The following is a 16,818-nucleotide window of genomic DNA, read 5'->3' on the forward strand; positions in this document are numbered from 1 at the left end:
AGCGCCCTCTGTGGTATCCTCAGTACCCTCTGCGGTTAAAAAAATATGGACATACAAGAAACAATCAACCAAGGCATTCAACTTGCCTTTCAGAATATCTTCAATCACGACCTGCCGCTAGATCAGATCAGCCTCGCTCCTACGCGAAAGGAATTTGAAGGTACTTACACCTTTGTGGTCTTTCCTTATTTGAAAGTTTCCAAAACAACTCCAGAAGCTACGGCCAATCTGATTGGAGAATACCTCAAGGAAAATGTAGCTGAAGTAGCTGGGTTCAATGTGGTAAAAGGATTTCTGAATCTGGAACTGAACAACATGATCTGGGTAGATGTCTTCCAAACCCTTTTTGCTAACGAAAATATAGGTCAACTCCCTGCAAACGGTCAAAAGGTAATGGTGGAATATTCTTCACCAAATACCAATAAACCACTTCACCTGGGTCACCTGAGAAATAACTTTTTGGGATTCTCGGTAGCAAATATCCTTGAAGCAAATGGCTATGAAGTCATCAAAGCCAATCTGGTAAACGACCGGGGAATCCACATTTGTAAGTCTATGGTAGCTTACCAACACTTCGGCAAGGGAGAAACTCCTGAGTCTTCAGGATTGAAAGGCGATCATTTGGCAGGTAAATACTATGTGATTTTTGATAAGGAATACAAAAAGCAAATTGCCGAACTGAAGGAAAAAGGACAATCAGAAGACGAAGCCAAAAAGAACGCTCCACTTCTGATAGAAGCCCAGGATATGCTTCGCAAATGGGAAGCTAATGACGAGGAAGTGGTATCTCTTTGGAAACTGATGAACACATGGGTATATGCTGGGTTTGAAAAGACCTACGAGCGCATGGGCGTTAGCTTTGATAAGTATTATTACGAGTCAGACACTTACCTTTTAGGCAAAGACATCGTAACCGAAGGCTTAGAAAAAGGAGTCTTTTTCAAGAAAGACAATGGTTCTGTTTGGGTGGATTTGACTGCTGAAGGACTGGATGAAAAGTTGGTTCTGCGTGGGGATGGCACCTCAGTATATATTACCCAAGATATGGGAACTGCTGATTTGAAATACGATGATTTTGGAATTAGCAAGTCAGTATATGTAGTTGGAAATGAACAAGATTATCACTTTGATGTTTTGTTTAAGATCATGCGAAAACTAGGCAGGCCATATGGAGATGGATTGTCCCATCTTTCTTATGGAATGGTAGATTTGCCGACTGGAAAAATGAAGTCTCGTGAAGGAACTGTGGTAGATGCAGATGACCTGATGCAAGAGATGGTAGATACCGCAGCTCAGCACACAAAGGAGCTGGGGAAAATCGATGGTTTTAACGAGGCCCAAGCAACTGAGCTTTACGAAACACTTGGAATGGGAGCGTTGAAATACTTCCTATTGAAAGTAGATCCTAAGAAGCGTATGCTTTTCAACCCTCAGGAATCCATAGAATTCCAAGGAAACACCGGGCCTTTTATTCAGTATTCTCATGCGAGGATAGCTTCTATACTACGCAAAGCAGAGCAAATCGGAGTTGATTACAAGCAAGCTGATTTCTCTACCATTTCGAAAATAGAGGAATCAGAATCTAGCTTGATCTATTTACTCAATGATTTTGAAAAGAAAATCTCACAAGCTGGCGTGGATTATTCTCCCGCTATTTTGGCACAATACCTTTTCGATTTGGCGAAGGAATACAATAGATTCTATGCAGATCTTCCTATATTTCTGGAAAATGACCCAATCATTCTTGCTTTCCGTGTAGCGCTTTCGGCTCATACTGCCAAAACCCTCAAAAAAGGAATGCAACTACTCGGAATCGCTGTACCTGAACGAATGTAATTATGAAGAGCCTGCCTGTTGAAGACAGGCATGGCTCAAGTATCAATAACTGGTATGATTGTTAACCTTTTGAGATTCTATCTGACCTGTAAAAATCAAAGATAAACAGATGAAAAACCTTGTATTTCTAGGCTGTCTCCTTTTGCTAGTAAGTGCCTACTCGATCAGCAAAACTCACGAATCACAGCCCAAAGTAATTTACTCAACTGAAGATACCATGGCAAAATCATTCTATGAGTTCAAAATGAAAGACCTCAATGGAAAGGAAGTTGACTTCAGTTCCTTCAAAGGCAAAAAAATCATGGTAGTGAATGTAGCATCCAAATGTGGCTATACTCCTCAATATGAAGCATTGCAAAAGCTATATTCTGAGCACAGCGACAAACTTGTGATCTTAGGTTTTCCAGCGAATAATTTCGGAGGACAAGAGCCAGGATCAAATGAAGAAATTCAGACGTTTTGTTCTGAAAATTACGGTGTGACTTTCCCGATGTTTGAGAAAGTTTCAGTGAAAGGTTTCGATAAGCATCCACTTTTCAGGTGGCTTTCAGATGCAACAATGAATGGATGGAACAACGAAGAGCCGAGCTGGAATTTTTGCAAATACATCCTGAATGAGAAAGGTGAACTGATCAAGTTTTTTCCTTCTAAAGTAGAACCATTGGATCAGGAAATCATCGATTTAATCAACGGATAATCAGAATCTTTAGGACTGAGTGAAACAAACTATTCAAACGAAAAAGGAAGCTTGGCTGCATTCGGTCAGGCTTCGTACTTTACCCCTAGCTCTGGCAAGTATTTTTGCCGGATCGTTTTTAGCAGCCTACAAGAACGTCTTCCGATGGGAAATCTTACTATTTGCTTCGCTAACCACCATCTTTCTGCAGATCCTTTCCAACCTCTCCAATGACTATGGAGATAGCATTCATGGAGCAGATCACCAGGATCGCCAAGGCCCAATGAGAGCTGTACAGTCAGGTTTGATTTCTTTGCCAGAAATGAAGAAGGCCATGTATTTATTTGGTGTGCTGGCATTGATTTCAGGCTTAATACTACTATTTCTAGCCGTACAGGATTGGGTTCTTTTTGGAATATTCTTGGGTTTGGGCCTCGCAGCTATTTGGGCATCTATCTCCTATACTTCAGGCAATAATCCTTATGGATATGCAGGTTTTGGAGATATCTCCGTATTTATATTTTTTGGGCTATTAGGGGTTTATGGCACTTATTTCCTTCATAGTTTGACATGGGATGAGTCAATCATTTGGATCGGAATTGCCTTAGGCCTTTTCAGCGCAGCTGTGCTGAACATCAATAATATCCGGGATATAGCATCTGACGAAACTGCCGGCAAAAAATCCATTCCAGTGAGAATTGGAAAGAAAGCGGCAATTATTTACAACTGGTTTTTGATTTTGGGAGGTAATTATTGCCTGTTTATTTTTGCCTTTGTCACCAACGAATGGACTTCTCTCCTAGCGCTCATTGTTTTCCCTATGATGATCAGGATTGGAATCAATGTCCAAAAAGGAAAGGATTCTGAAGCCATTGATCCGAATCTGAAGAAAATGGCGATCAGTACCCTAGTTTGGGTTATTCTATTTGGAATAGGTTTAGTTTTTTTAAGAAAAAGCTGAAAAAAGTCCTTTTCTTATCCTCTTATTTGGGGTAATTTGGTACAAACAATTTAGCGCTGATATGACTAAAGTACTTGTCCCTTTCGATTTCTCAGAGCAAGCTCAAAATGCTCTGGATTTATCTGCTAACCTATCCAATAAATTTGACAGTGTAGAAATCACAGTTTTGCACGTCATCGAAGTTCCTTCCACAGCTGGAATGGGCACCATGGGTGGCGGAGAAATGATTCCTGATTACGAGAACCAAATCTTCTTCATTGAACTCATGAATCGCCGCAAAGCTCAGTTCAAAGAACTAGAGAGTAAGCATGCGGGAAACAACTACGCATTCAGAACCAAAATAGTCTTAGGAAATGCATTTCAAAGCATTTCATCCGCTATCGTAGAAGAAGATCCAGACTTGGTTGTGATGGGTTCAAAAGGATCAAGCGGTATGGAAGAGGTTCTTATTGGTAGTAACACTGAGAGAGTGGTTCGTTCTTCTCATTGTCCAGTATTAACAGTGAAAGCTGCTGCCAATCCAGAGGAATTTAAGAAGATTGTATTTGCCAGTGATTTCCGGGAGAATCAGGATGAATTAGCTGATAGACTAAAAGCTCTCCAAAAATGGTTTGACGCTGATCTTTATCTGGTTATAATCAATACACCTGGCAGTTTTGAAACTACCCGTGAATCTGCTGAAAGAATTAAGAAATTTGCCAATAAGTATAACATTAAGCATGCTGTGGCAGAGATTTACAATTCAAATTCTGAGGAAGCTGGAATAGTAGAATTTGCAGAAGATATAAATGCAGATATGATAGCGATGGCTACACATGGTAGATCTGGCTTGATTCACTTGTTTACAGGAAGTATCGCAGAAGATGTGGTAAACCATGCAAAGCGACCTGTTTGGACATTTAAGACTAAGTAATTCACTAAATAGAATAACCTTACCTACTCTTCGGGGTAGGTATTTTCATTTGAATATGGCAAAGAAATCGAGCCTGTGTGAGGTAGAAACGGATGTATTTAGCCGTACACACACGGATGATTATCATATAATGCGAGATTCCATATGGCAATTAAAAAACAAATTATAGACATATGAAAAATAACGATTGGAAAAAACGGGATGGTGTGGTGTATTCCACCAGTGATAATTTCGAATTCCAAACTGGTGAGGAGGAGAGCGAAAAAACCCTAGCCTCAAATCAGCAAAATCTAAAAGTCTTGCTGGATAAAAAAGCACGTGCTGGCAAGAAAGTAACCCTTATAGAAGGCTTTATCGGAAGTGATGAAGATCTAAAAGAATTGGGAAAAATGCTCAAGAACAAATGCGGTGTAGGCGGATCGGCAAAGGATGGAGAAATTCTAATCCAAGGCGATCACAGGGACAAAGTATTACAAGTACTACAGGCAGCTGGATATAAGGCCAAAAAGTCAGGAGGGTAATATTAAGTCGGCGTATGAGTTGTAATTTTTTTCGGAATTGAACTAGAAATAAAGAACAGTTTCATCGAGCTTATCCGAATATATGTGTATCCTCATGAATGCACGTTCTAGAATTATACATGGTTTTAGTAGTGAAAAATCCCCCTTGCCCCCTTTTGGAAAGGGGGAATTGCCAAATTTGAACTTCTAGCATTAATATAAAGTACATACGTGCAATTAAGCGAATACACATATCCGAATAATAAGGAATAGGCGAATGCTTATGAATAAAAGATTGGCTTGAGGCAAACTGAATTTAAACTGAAGATTTTTGACAGAGATTATATTCATTTCATTGGCCGTTTTTCTTAGAGTGCTATCAAATCCTCTGGGGAATGTTTTCCAAAAACAACTTACTCAGCGAGGTTCTCATCCACTTTGGGTTAATTTTCTCACCTACTTACTTCTGTCTAGTGTCTGTTTGGTCTTAATCAATTTTCTAGAATTGGGAGATCTGAGTAGCGACTTTTGGCTCTATTCTATAGTAGGAGGAATTTTCGGAGCAATGGGAAATGGACTTCTCGTCAAAGCTTTGCAAAAAGGTAACCTGTCTATCCTTGGGCCAATCAACTCGTATAAATCTATAATTGGACTGATCTTCGGGATTTTCCTTTTGGGAGAAATCCCAAATGTCTGGGGAGTTATTGGAATTGGGATTATCATCTATGGGAGCTATATGGTGCTTGACACTACAGCAGAACGCTTTACACCAGCATTACTAAAAAATAAAGAAATTCAATTTCGAATTGGAGCTATGATTCTCACAGCCATAGAAGCTGTATTTGTGAAGAAAATCATACTTGCCTCCTCACCTACTATCGCATTTTTTTCTTGGTGCATTTTTGGGGCAATGTTTTCCTTTATCCTTGTTCTAGCCTTTCGAGTTAATCTAAAACATGAAGTTGAAAAGCTTAAAATTGCCACTTTCAAGAAGCTTCTATTACTGATTATTTGCATAGGAACCATGCAGCTTTCCACTAATTATGTCTTCGAAAATATGGACGTAGGATATGCACTATCACTTTTTCAACTCTCAATACTAGTCAGTGTGATTTTGGGCTATCATATTTTCCACGAAAAAGACATCCGAAAAAAAATCGTCGGCTCTGCTATCATGATCGCTGGATCAGTGATAATAGTCTTATTGAAAGGAGTGTAAAAATTTTGGATTAGAAATTCAAATTGGAGCCGCCTTACTCAGTTTTCAATTTCCTCACATCCACACTGACTTTCATCTCCTGCTCGCTTCCGCTATACACAATTCCTTTTAAGGGAGTTACATCTGCAAAATCTCTCCCTACCGCCACACGGATGTGTTTATCGTTCACCAACAGATTATTTGTTGCATCAAATTCCACCCAATCATGTCCAGGAATATATATAGCAATCCAGGCATGTGAAGCATCAGCACCAATCATTTTTGGTTTGCCTGGAGGGGGCAAAGTCTCGAGATATCCACTGACATATCGAGCTGACAATCCAATTACCCGTAAGCAGGCTAGTGAAAAATGTGCAAAATCCTGACAAACCCCTTTTCTGTGTTTAAACACTTTTTCCAAGGGAGTACTGATATCTGAGAATCCAGGCGTAAAAGCGAAATCACGAAATATACGTGTGTTCAATTCTAGCATAGCTTCCATTATTGGACGCTCTGGGGTAAAGGATTTCAAAGCATAAGCACGAACCCCATCTACAAATTGAACGTGGTTCGACTCTAAGTAATATTGTCGAACATCCGTAGAAGTTTCAGTAGAATGAAGTAATTCAACTACTTTCTCCCACGGCATAGTTTCGGAAGGTTTCACCGAAATCCACGGAGGAACAGTAAGTTGCACAACACTTTTAGAACTCACAGTAAGGTTTTTGTGAGATCTTTCCACGGAGAAATACAGATATTTATTTCCAAAAAAATCTGTTCGTTCTATCTCTGAACTAGGTTTTGGACTGATATCACAGGAGTATTCCTCCACATTTTGAAAAGATAGATTTGGAGGAATCTGGAACATCAGGTTATGACAAAGAGTAGCCGGAAACTCGTAGATATAATTTGTGGTATGAGTTACTTTATATTTCATATCTCAGGAATTACAGAAGATTGAATCATACTATATCTAGAGTCAGTGTGACTAAAATATTTTTCATAAATAAAATCAGAAGTCTCGTGCAGAAGGCCAATGATCTGATTCAAAAGAGCTGTTAATTCATCAAATTCTTGGCTATCCTCATTAGGTACACACAGAGATTGGATGTCACACAATCGGATTTTGGTGATTGCTTCTAGTAATTTCTTTCGCTCCATACTGAAAAGCTCTTTTTCATCTTGATTTGGAAGGGTTTTCAAGTGACTATCAATCTCCAGCAACTGGAAAATAAGAGACCTTGGATTGTCTTCATGTAAAATCAACAAACTCAGCACACCGTGCATCTCCAAGTTGGATCTATAGCGATAGCGATAGGTTACCAAGCTTTCATTGCAACGTAGCGTATCTTCCATCAACTCTTTATTTGATTCAGAATCAAAGGATTTACTTAGCATTCCTCTCAAAATCATACAGTTGTTAGCAGCAGACTCTATAAATCGACCAATATTCAATAAATGCCAAGTAGGCTCACGCGTCATATTGTCAATATTCAGCCCATAGAAAGCCATCAATTTCACCACCATATTATCCAAGCTTTGGTATGCTTGCATTAGAGTCGTGTCTGCTTTGCGCATTCGAGTGAGCTCTTCCGAAATACTGTCTAAAATCCTCCAAGTATCCAAACTCAGTCTATCTCTAACAGAGTAAGCATTAGTAAGAAAGGATTGAATGGAATAAGCTATGCTACCAGATTTTTTCACGTCGTGAACTAAAGCAAGCAGTTCAGCTTCTGGATTTTTCAGGTTCTTTTTCACATTAAATCCTGGCAAAGTGCCGGTCATTACGGTGAGCGTTTGAAGTAAAGTGCTTAAGACAGGATTCTCATGAATATGAATATCCTCGTCAGCTTCATTGTACGAAAGCAAGGTCATCCTCATTAGACGCACCGAATAGGCCGACCTTTCCAGATATCTACCTAGCCAAAACAAACGCTCTCCAGTACGACTTGGAAGTACATTTCGAACCAAAGGTTGGATCTTAACGGATTTTGTAATGGCAGTAGTAACATCTTTTCCTTTACCTAGTACCCAAGTATCCTTACTGATTCCGCCAGTTTGATTTGACACCAAAAATGCACCTTGCTCTGGTGAACTTCTAGATAATCCTCCTGGCATAACTTTATAACTTTTATTTTCAGAGTCAGCAACAACATAACTTCTGAAAACGGAATTCCTTGCTTCTAACTTGTTATTAATCCAAGAAGGCGTAGTGGAAAATTCCACCATTTCCTGACCTACATACATGTATGGGCTGCGTCGAATTTCTCGTTTCAGGGTTTCTAACTCTGCTTTCGATAGATCACCTCCAAAAATAGATTTCTTTTGTGCTCCTCTATAAATGTTGCGAATTACTAACGTGGCTATGTTTTCAAAAACATATTTCAATTCCTTTGGCTGACCACACCACCAAGTAGCTACAGATGGCAAAATAAGATCTTCACCTAGCAGATGCTTGCTTATTTTAGGCAAAAAAGCCATTAAACCAGGGTTCTCTAAAACTCTACATCCCAGTGGGTTAATCACTAACACTTTTCGTTGCCTCACGGCCTCCATTAGACCTACCACTCCCAAATGAGAATCGTTTTTATATTCCAAAGGATCACAGAAAACATCGTCCACACGGCGGATAATTACATCGACTTTCTCAAGTCCTTTGATGGTCTTCAGCCAAACATACCCATCACTTACCGTGAGATCTTCCCCAAAAGCCAGCGTAAACCCCATGAATGATGAGATGTACGCATGCTCAAAAAAGGTCTCGTTCGTAGGTCCAGGAGATAGTAGAACCACACGTGGATTTTCCTTATTGTTAGTTGTAAGGTTACTCAGCGTGTTTTTGAAAGTCTGATAATAGGAAGTGATTTTTCTCGCTTGATTTTCCCGGATCAGATCAGGAAAAACACGTGTCATCGCTGCCCGGTTTTCGAAAGTATATCCCGATCCAGAAGGTGCATCAGTTCTATCATGGAGAACCCACATTTTACCATTTGGCCCACGTGCCAAATCAGAAGAATATTGGATGAGTTGTTGATCCCCATCCAATTTTATATTGTGAGCCTGTCTTAGGAAACCTCCATGATTATAGATCAGCTCAAATGGAATATGCCCCTCTTTGATCAGCGTTTGATTACCATATAAGTCACTAAGAACTAGGTTTAATAATTCAGTACGCTGAAGCAAACCTTTCTCAATCCCCTCCCATTCTTCACTGCTGAATACCATGGGAACGGGATCCAAAATCCACGGCCTATTCATGCCATTTGGATCTCCATAGACATTGTAGGTTACTCCATTTTCACGAAGTTGTCGACCAACTTCCTCATGGAATTGCCCCATCCGTTCAGATCCAATCTGCTCGTAATATTTTGCCAATCGTTCCCAATGGGGATGTATTTTACCTTGGTCGGTTGCCATTTCATCCAGAAACGGCGCATTATTGAACATTTTGTCAATAAGATAAGACTCAATCATGTTTCAAAATTGACCCAAATAAGCTTGAAATAATAAACAATTATCTTTTTTTATACCGCCTGAGGTCCATAGTATGCGGAAATTCAGGATTTACTACCTCTGGTGAATCATCATAAGTTGTTTCCACATTCACTTTAGTGATATATCTTCCTGACTGTTGATCATCCTGCACAGCGGTTATAGGTTCATTAGAAGTTTTATTTATGGTATGACCAAAATCAAAGAACCTCGATATTCGGCGAGATTCAGCCTCATTGCTGTTGATCGGGAAATTGTCATAGCTCCTGCCTCCTGGATGTACGACATGGTATTGACATGCTGCTACTGACTTCTTCGTCCAGGTATCATACAAATCAATCACCAATGGTGTATCAATGCCAATGGTAGGATGCAAAGCAGAATAAGGCTGCCACGCTCTGTATCGGATGCCAGCGACAAACTCACCCTGTACGCCAGTATTCTTCAAAGGAATTCTATGACTATTGCAAAGCAAATGATAGCGAGAATCTGTTAAACCTGAGATTTTTACTTGCAATCTTTCCAAAGAAGAATCAACATATCGAGCCGTACCAGTACTAGACATCTCTTCGCCCAGCACGTGCCAAGGCTCAATTGCCATTTTCATATCTATATGAATATCTTCCACTTGCAACTCCCCAATAAAAGGGAAGCGAAAAGAGAAGAATGGATCAAACCAAGCGATGTCAAAATTGTATCCGGCACCTTTCAGGTCGTTTACAATCTCCGTCATATCCTTCTGACAATAATGCGGAAGTAGGAACTTGTCATGCAAGGAAGTCCCCCACCTCACCAGCTTATGCTTGTAAGGTTCTTTCCAAAACCAGCTCATCAATGAACGAATCAAAAGCAACTGCACCATGCTCATTCTGTAGTGAGGTGGCATGTCAAATCCTCTGAATTCAAGAATTCCAAGACGTCCCGTGCTAGAATCTGGTGAGTATAATTTATCTATACAAAACTCTGCCCGGTGGGTATTACCGGTAATATCTACCAGCAAATTCCTAAAAATACGGTCAACCATCCAGAATGGAATTTCATTTTCCTTTCCATCAGGTACCTGCTGAAATGCTAACTCTAGCTCATACAACATATCATCCCTGCCTTCATCCACTCTAGGAGCCTGACTCGTCGGGCCAATAAATTGGGTAGAAAACAAATAGGACAAGGATGGATGATGTTGCCAATAGGTAATGAAACTCCGCAGCACATCTGGTCTCCTCAATAGTGGACTGTTTTCCGGAGATGAGCCTCCTAGCGTAATGTGATTTCCACCACCAGTGCCAGTATGCTTTCCATCCACATTGAATTTTTCGCTGATCAAGCGCGATTCACGGGCTTTTTCATAGAGTATTCCATAATTATTCGTGATTTCCTTCCAGCTTTTGGCAGGCTGAATATTCACTTCAATTACTCCAGGATCCGGGGTAATCATCATTTTTTCGATACGCTTATCCGATGGAGGATCATATCCTTCGATCAAAATCGGAATTTCAAGCTTCTCAGCAGTTCGCTCCACCGCAGACACCAAATCAAGGTAATTCTCAATGCGATTAAGCGGAGGAAAGAAAATAAACAACTTGCCCTCTCTTACTTCAACTACCAGTGAGGTCTTGAAAATTCGTTTTGAATTCTTAGGTTTTACTTTAAAATCAATTGATTTGACAGCAGAATTAGGCAAGTCCGGCACATCTGCAAATAAATCTGTTTCTGGCTTAATCGGCTCTTCTGCAGGCGGAGTAAATTCGATTGAGTCTAGAGGCAATCTCAATCCAGCTGGAGAATTCCCAGGCATCAAGAACAAATCCTTGCGTCTGAATTCCCAGCGGCAACTTTGCCACAGTTTTTCGTCCACATCCCATTCGAGAGGAATAGTAAATGCGACCGGTTTATCCAGGCCTTCATTGAGTAATTCTGCCAGTTTCTGACGCTCAAGAGGTGATTTCAGATCGTATTTGTATGGATCAATATTTACAGGGACTTTTCCTTCCTGCCAAATAAAGTAGAATGGATCCTCATACAGGGGTGTCAAATTGCTTTTGTCCAGATTCAGCTGGCTAACCAATTCGGACATGAACTTCTCCGCATCCTTGTCTCCCATTCCATAATCCTTTGACAAATCAGCCATCAAAGCATCATTATGCCACATGGGCTTCCCATCTTTTCTCCAGAAGCAAGCTAATTTCCATCTTGGTAGAGGTTCGCCCGGATACCATTTACCCTGACCGTATTGCATTAGGGCGCCTTCCCCGAATTCTCCTTTAAGTTTATGAAAAAGTGTATTGGAAAGACTTCTCTTGTGCTCACCGTCTGCATCGGAATTCCATTCAGGCGCATCTTGATTGTCTACTGATACAAAAGTCGGTTCCCCTCCCATCGTAAGTCGTACGTCGTTAGCGTCCAAGTCTTCATCTACTTTATCACCTACAGCAAGGATTTGCTCCCACTGCTCCTCCGAATATGGTTTGGTCACTCGGGGAGTTTCTTCAATTCTAGTAACTTCATTTTTGAAGAAAAACTCGGTCTCAGTTGGCTCAGACATACCAGAAATCGGCGCTGCATCCTGAGGATTTGGAGTACAGGCAAGTGGAATATGTCCTTCCCCAGCAAATAATCCTGACGTAGAATCCAAACCAATCCATCCAGCACCTGGCACATAAACCTCTGTCCAAGCATGTAAGTCTGTAAAATCAGCTTCTGGTCCAGAAGGTCCATCAAGAGATTTCTCATCCGCAGTCAGCTGTACTAGATAACCTGACGCAAAACGAGAAGCCATCCCTATATGGCGAAGAACCTGAACAAATAGCCATGCAAAATCACGACAAGAACCTGAGCCAATAGTCAGCGTTTCACTACAGGATTGTACCCCTGGTTCCATACGGACATTATATTTCAGTTCCTGATTGATCATAGCATTGATCGCTACGAGATAATCCACGGTGATAATATCTTTGGTAATCAAGCCTTTAGCTTTCTCTACCAACTTCATTAGCAGCGGATCTTTTTCCTTGATCTCTAAATACGGACCAAGTTGAACCTTTAAGCTTTCCTCATAGTCAAAGGGGAAACTTGAAGCATAATCATCTACAAAAAAATCAAAGGGATTGATTACCACCATATCAGCGATCACTTCCACATCAATCTCGAAAAACTTGACTTTCTCGGGAAAAACCACTCGCGCTAAATAATTCCCAAATGGATCTTGTTGCCAGTTGATAAAGTGATTTTCAGGCTTAATATTCAAAGAATAGCCTTTGATATGCGTGCGTGAATGCGGCGCAGGACGAAGACGTATGACCTGTGGGCTTAGATTGATGTGACGATCGTACTCATACTTGGTATAGTGCCGAATAGCAACTTTGATAGACATAGGCTAGGTTGAAAATTCTGTTTCAAAAACGGTCAAATCATTACTGATACAAAAATGATTTGGGTTATCTGGGTCGCTGGTATTACTTGTAATTTAAAGTAAGAAATGTGAGATCACAGCATTTGACCTAAGAAAAATCATTTCACTCCAAATTTAAATTTGCTTTAACCCAATGCTATTTTTAATCAAAATTCATAATTGAATCAAATTGTTCTTCGGTAAGTAAACATTTCTATTTAGTTTCAATGAATGGAAAAAACCAAAAAGAAAATCCTCGTAATCGACATAGGGGGTTCAAATGTAAAAATCCTGGCTACAGGTGCTGAAGAACGTATTAAAATCCCATCTGGAGCTGATTTCAAGCCCGAAGAGATGGTCGAACTCGTGAAAGAAAATGCTTTCCAATGGGAATACGATATGATCACCATGGGTTTCCCAGGGGTAGTCAAAGAAAATAGAATAGTTTCCGAGCCAGTGAATCTTGGTGAAGGTTGGAATAAATTTGATTTCCAAGCCGCTTTCAATTGCCCCATAAAATTTATCAATGATGCGGCCATGCAGGCTCTCGGTAGTTATGAGGGTAAAAAGTTGCTTTTTCTAGGCTTTGGTACTGGACTGGGAACTGCGATGGTGATTCACAATTCCATTATACCTATGGAAGGCGGGCATCTTCCATTCAAGAAAAAGACTTTTGAGGAATATGTAGGCAAAGAATACCTAGTCAAAAGCGGTTCGAAAAGATGGGAGAAAAATGTTCAGAAAACAGTAGAATATTTCAGGGCAGCCTTTCAACCGGATGACATTCTTCTGGGAGGCGGAAATTCCAAATTACTCACCACCATTCCAGAAGGCTGTAGATTGGGAACAAACGAAAATGCTTTCAAGGGCGGATTCCGATTCTGGGAAGAGGATTTCAAGCTTTAAAACCCAAATTCAGCCGTTTCATTTTTTCATATATTACCTAGTGGAGGGATTACATATTACAATTAAATGATAACCGCTACCCAAAACCAAACCTATGAAATCGAGCTTAAGTAAGGTAGACTGCTATGAATCAATCACACCTAACGGGAATAATGAATTAGCATGCGAGATTCCATGTGGCCTTAGAAAATCAAATAATAAACACATGAAACAGCTATTTCTGTATGCTTTTGCAATTCTTGTTTTTTCAAGTAGTTGCGAAGAAAAGCAAGTCTCCGCTCCTTCTCTTTTAGTAAATGACCAAGTCCGAGCAAGGATTGACTCTACCCTTTCGAGCTTTGTGGAAAGCGGGAATATAGCCGGTGTCTCGGCTTTGATTTTTGAAAAAGATCAGGAGGTTTACTACAACGCTTTTGGCTTCGCGGATCGAGAAAATCAAGTCAAGATGGATAGAAATACGATTGTGCAGATCTATTCCATGACCAAACCTATTACAGGTACTGCATTGATGACACTTTTTGAAGAGGGGAAATTCCAATTAGATGATCCACTTGCAAAGTACGCTCCGGAGTTTGCTGATATGATGGTTTATGATGGAGTGGATGAAAATGGAAACATTAAACTTATCGATGCTGATAGACCGGTTACTATTCGTGATATCACACGTCATACCTCTGGCTTTCCAAATAGAGCAGATATTCCTGGCCTAAGCGATATTCTGGCAGAAAAAGATCCTAGAAGTATTGAGATTGATTTGACTGAAATGGCCAAAAGAATCGGAGAAGTTCCGCTTTGGTTCCAACCTGGAACACAGTGGGAATACGGTCAATCAGTAGATGTTCAGGCTTTTTTGGTAGAAAGAATAGCTGGCATTCCTTACAAAGAGTATGTACAAACGCATGTACTTGATCCGCTAAAAATGAGCAAAACAAGATATTTCGTTCCTGAAGCCGACAGAGCAAAAATGTCTGCTTCCTACACAAGATCAGGTGAAGGTCAGCTAGCGCAAATGCCAAATGAAGAAGCCCATAGATTCAATATTAATGAATGGCCACTGACTCCAGGTGGATTCGGGTTAACTTCTACCTTGGATGATTACATGACTTTCGCCAGAATGCTGGTTCACAAAGGGGAGTTTGGAGGAGCAAGAATCCTCAAACCAGAAACCGTAGAACTAATGAGCACGAATCAACTTGCTGATTCAGTTACGGAGAGATCCTGGCTTCCTAGCAAAGGAAATGTTGGGTTTGGAATTGATTTCGCAGTGCGAGTTGCACCACCTACCAGCGCTGAAGAGATGAATGGAACTGTGGGAGAATTCTTCTGGGATGGAGCTGCCAGTACACTTTTCTGGGTTGACCCCGTAAATGAGATCACTGCAGTACTTTTCGTTCAGCTTTTTCCATACGATCAAATTAAGCTTCACAAAAAGTTTAAGGATGCTGTTTACGGCAAATATCAGCCCGCAGAATCCAAGTAGATTTCCATTAACTTTGTCCCAATCAGAACCAATTTCGCAAAAAATGCTGTTCTGAACACATTGTAACCTAATGGACCTTGAATCCATTACTTATTACAGCACATGAAGACAAGACCAAGAGTAGTAGTCGGCCTCTCCGGAGGGGTCGATAGTTCCGTTGCCGCTCACCTACTTATCGAGCAAGGCTACGAAGTCATCGGGATGTTCATGAAGAACTGGCACGATGAAACTGTCACTATTTCCAATGAGTGTCCTTGGATGGAAGACTCCACCGATGCGATGCTGGTGGCAGAGAAACTAGGAATCCCCTTTCAAGCGATTGACCTCAGTGAGGAATACAAGGATAGAATCGTGGATTATATGTTTGCTGAATACAAAGCCGGCAGAACTCCCAATCCGGATATTCTTTGCAACAGAGAAATCAAATTCGATATTTTCTTGAAAGCTGCTGAAAAGCTAAAGGCTGATTTCGTGGCTACTGGACATTATTGCCAGAAAGGCGAAACCATGGGTGCTGATGGAAAAACAACCTATCAATTACTTGCAGGAGCGGATCCTAATAAGGACCAGAGTTATTTCCTGTGCCAATTGAACCAAAGTCAGTTGAGCAAGGCATTGTTTCCGATCGGGCATATGCAAAAGCCGGATGTACGCCTTAAAGCCAAAGAACAGGATCTGATTACTGCAGATAAAAAAGACAGTCAGGGGTTGTGTTTCATTGGAAAAGTGAGGCTACCAGATTTCTTGCAACAACAGTTAAAACCGAAAAAAGGCCAAATCATTCAAATCCCTGAGGAGCTTGCTATTTACCAGAATAAGCAAGTCCCAGCTGGGCTAGCACCAGAAGACTACGATCAAGAAACCTTGGATGCTATTTCTCTTCCAACTCATTATAGCCAAGATCAAGGAAAAGTACTTGGAGAGCATAATGGCGCTCATTACTTCACGGTTGGCCAAAGAAAAGGTCTTCATGTAGGTGGTACAGGAAAACCATTGTTTGTGATTTTTACTGACACGCAAGAGAATGTGATCTATACAGGTTTGGGAGAAACACATCCTGGCTTACTAAGAGATGGGCTTTTTGTCAAAACTGAAGAAATTCACTGGATACGTGAAGATCTGAAACTCAACATTGGCGAAACTGCCAGATATGAAGCTCGCATACGCTATCGTCAACCACTCAGCGGAGCTACTTTGATTCAAAAGGAAAATGGCCTCTATGTCATCTTCGATCAGCCTCAGAAAGGAGTGGCTTCAGGCCAGTTTGTAGCTTGGTACGATGGAGAGGAGTGTATTGGTTCGGGGACGATATTTTAGGATTTACGATTTATTCGGCAATTAGCGCAAGGTACTATCTTTAAAAACTAGAAGTTTTAGATTTTTTTTACCTTTACGATACCGGAGAGGAAGCATGCAGTGACTGTTCACTTGGATGTTTACCTTGTGTAGTGCCGACTTGATCGGCACT

12 protein-coding genes are annotated in these 16,818 nt (G+C 40.7%); 9 read left to right on the forward strand and 3 right to left on the reverse strand.

Going from position 1 to position 16,818, the window contains the following annotated elements; all coding sequences use genetic code 11:
• The first annotated feature begins 45 nt into the window (after nucleotides 1-45).
• The 6 genes from argS (at nucleotide 46) to ESV85_RS21060 (ending at nucleotide 6,105) form a co-directional block, all read left to right on the forward strand.
• Entirely contained in the window at nucleotides 46-1,836 is a 1,791-nt protein-coding gene (gene argS / locus ESV85_RS21035; protein WP_146921148.1) for an arginine--tRNA ligase, read from the forward strand.
• Nucleotides 1,837-1,945: 109 nt separating this feature from the next.
• Nucleotides 1,946-2,533, forward strand: coding sequence for a glutathione peroxidase (locus tag ESV85_RS21040; RefSeq protein ID WP_146921150.1), 588 nt, complete (start codon nucleotides 1,946-1,948; stop codon nucleotides 2,531-2,533).
• Between the two features lie 19 nt (nucleotides 2,534-2,552).
• Nucleotides 2,553-3,473, forward strand: coding sequence for a 1,4-dihydroxy-2-naphthoate polyprenyltransferase (locus ESV85_RS21045; protein ID WP_146921151.1), 921 nt, complete (start codon nucleotides 2,553-2,555; stop codon nucleotides 3,471-3,473).
• A gap of 61 nt (nucleotides 3,474-3,534) precedes the next feature.
• Nucleotides 3,535-4,386 carry a universal stress protein gene (locus ESV85_RS21050; RefSeq protein ID WP_146921153.1) on the forward strand — a complete coding sequence of 284 codons (852 nt, stop codon included), beginning with the start codon at nucleotides 3,535-3,537 and terminating at the stop codon, nucleotides 4,384-4,386.
• A gap of 173 nt (nucleotides 4,387-4,559) precedes the next feature.
• Nucleotides 4,560-4,907 (forward strand): translation initiation factor, encoded by a 348-nt coding sequence (locus tag ESV85_RS21055; RefSeq protein ID WP_146921155.1) that lies wholly within the window; start codon nucleotides 4,560-4,562, stop codon nucleotides 4,905-4,907.
• 310 nt (nucleotides 4,908-5,217) lie between these two features.
• Complete coding sequence (locus ESV85_RS21060; protein WP_146921157.1) at nucleotides 5,218-6,105, forward strand: DMT family transporter; 888 nt, start codon at nucleotides 5,218-5,220, stop codon at nucleotides 6,103-6,105.
• A 34-nt stretch (nucleotides 6,106-6,139) separates the two neighbouring features.
• On the opposite strand, the gene ESV85_RS21065 is transcribed toward ESV85_RS21060, so the two are convergent.
• The 3 genes from ESV85_RS21065 to ESV85_RS21075 are packed head-to-tail and all read right to left on the reverse strand — an operon-like array spanning nucleotide 6,140 to nucleotide 12,946.
• Nucleotides 6,140-7,021, reverse strand: a complete 882-nt coding sequence (locus ESV85_RS21065; RefSeq protein ID WP_146921159.1) for a transglutaminase N-terminal domain-containing protein — start codon at nucleotides 7,019-7,021, stop codon at nucleotides 6,140-6,142.
• The gene (locus ESV85_RS21070; protein ID WP_146921161.1) at nucleotides 7,018-9,558 is read right to left on the reverse strand and encodes a circularly permuted type 2 ATP-grasp protein; all 2,541 of its coding nucleotides are present in this window, start codon (nucleotides 9,556-9,558) and stop codon (nucleotides 7,018-7,020) included. Before ESV85_RS21070 ends, ESV85_RS21065 begins: the two co-directional genes overlap by 4 nt.
• Before the next feature lie 40 nt (nucleotides 9,559-9,598).
• Nucleotides 9,599-12,946, reverse strand: coding sequence for a DUF2126 domain-containing protein (locus ESV85_RS21075; RefSeq protein WP_146921163.1), 3,348 nt, complete (start codon nucleotides 12,944-12,946; stop codon nucleotides 9,599-9,601).
• 249 nt (nucleotides 12,947-13,195) lie between these two features.
• Here ESV85_RS21075 and ESV85_RS21080 point away from each other — a divergent pair, with 249 nt between their 5' ends.
• The 3 genes from ESV85_RS21080 to mnmA all read left to right on the forward strand — a co-directional run bounded on the left by ESV85_RS21080 (nucleotide 13,196) and on the right by mnmA (nucleotide 16,667).
• Nucleotides 13,196-13,870, forward strand: coding sequence for an ROK family protein (locus ESV85_RS21080; RefSeq protein WP_146921164.1), 675 nt, complete (start codon nucleotides 13,196-13,198; stop codon nucleotides 13,868-13,870).
• A 205-nt stretch (nucleotides 13,871-14,075) separates the two neighbouring features.
• On the forward strand, nucleotides 14,076-15,350 hold the full coding sequence (locus ESV85_RS21085; protein WP_146921166.1) for a serine hydrolase domain-containing protein: 1,275 nt from the start codon (nucleotides 14,076-14,078) through the stop codon (nucleotides 15,348-15,350).
• A gap of 102 nt (nucleotides 15,351-15,452) precedes the next feature.
• A complete protein-coding gene (mnmA, locus tag ESV85_RS21090) occupies nucleotides 15,453-16,667 on the forward strand; it encodes a tRNA 2-thiouridine(34) synthase MnmA (RefSeq protein ID WP_146921168.1) in 1,215 nt (404 codons plus the stop codon).
• The last annotated feature ends 151 nt before the right edge of the window (nucleotides 16,668-16,818 follow it).

This window comes from Algoriphagus aquimarinus (assembly GCF_007997215.1).
GTDB classification, from domain to species: domain Bacteria; phylum Bacteroidota; class Bacteroidia; order Cytophagales; family Cyclobacteriaceae; genus Algoriphagus; species Algoriphagus aquimarinus_A.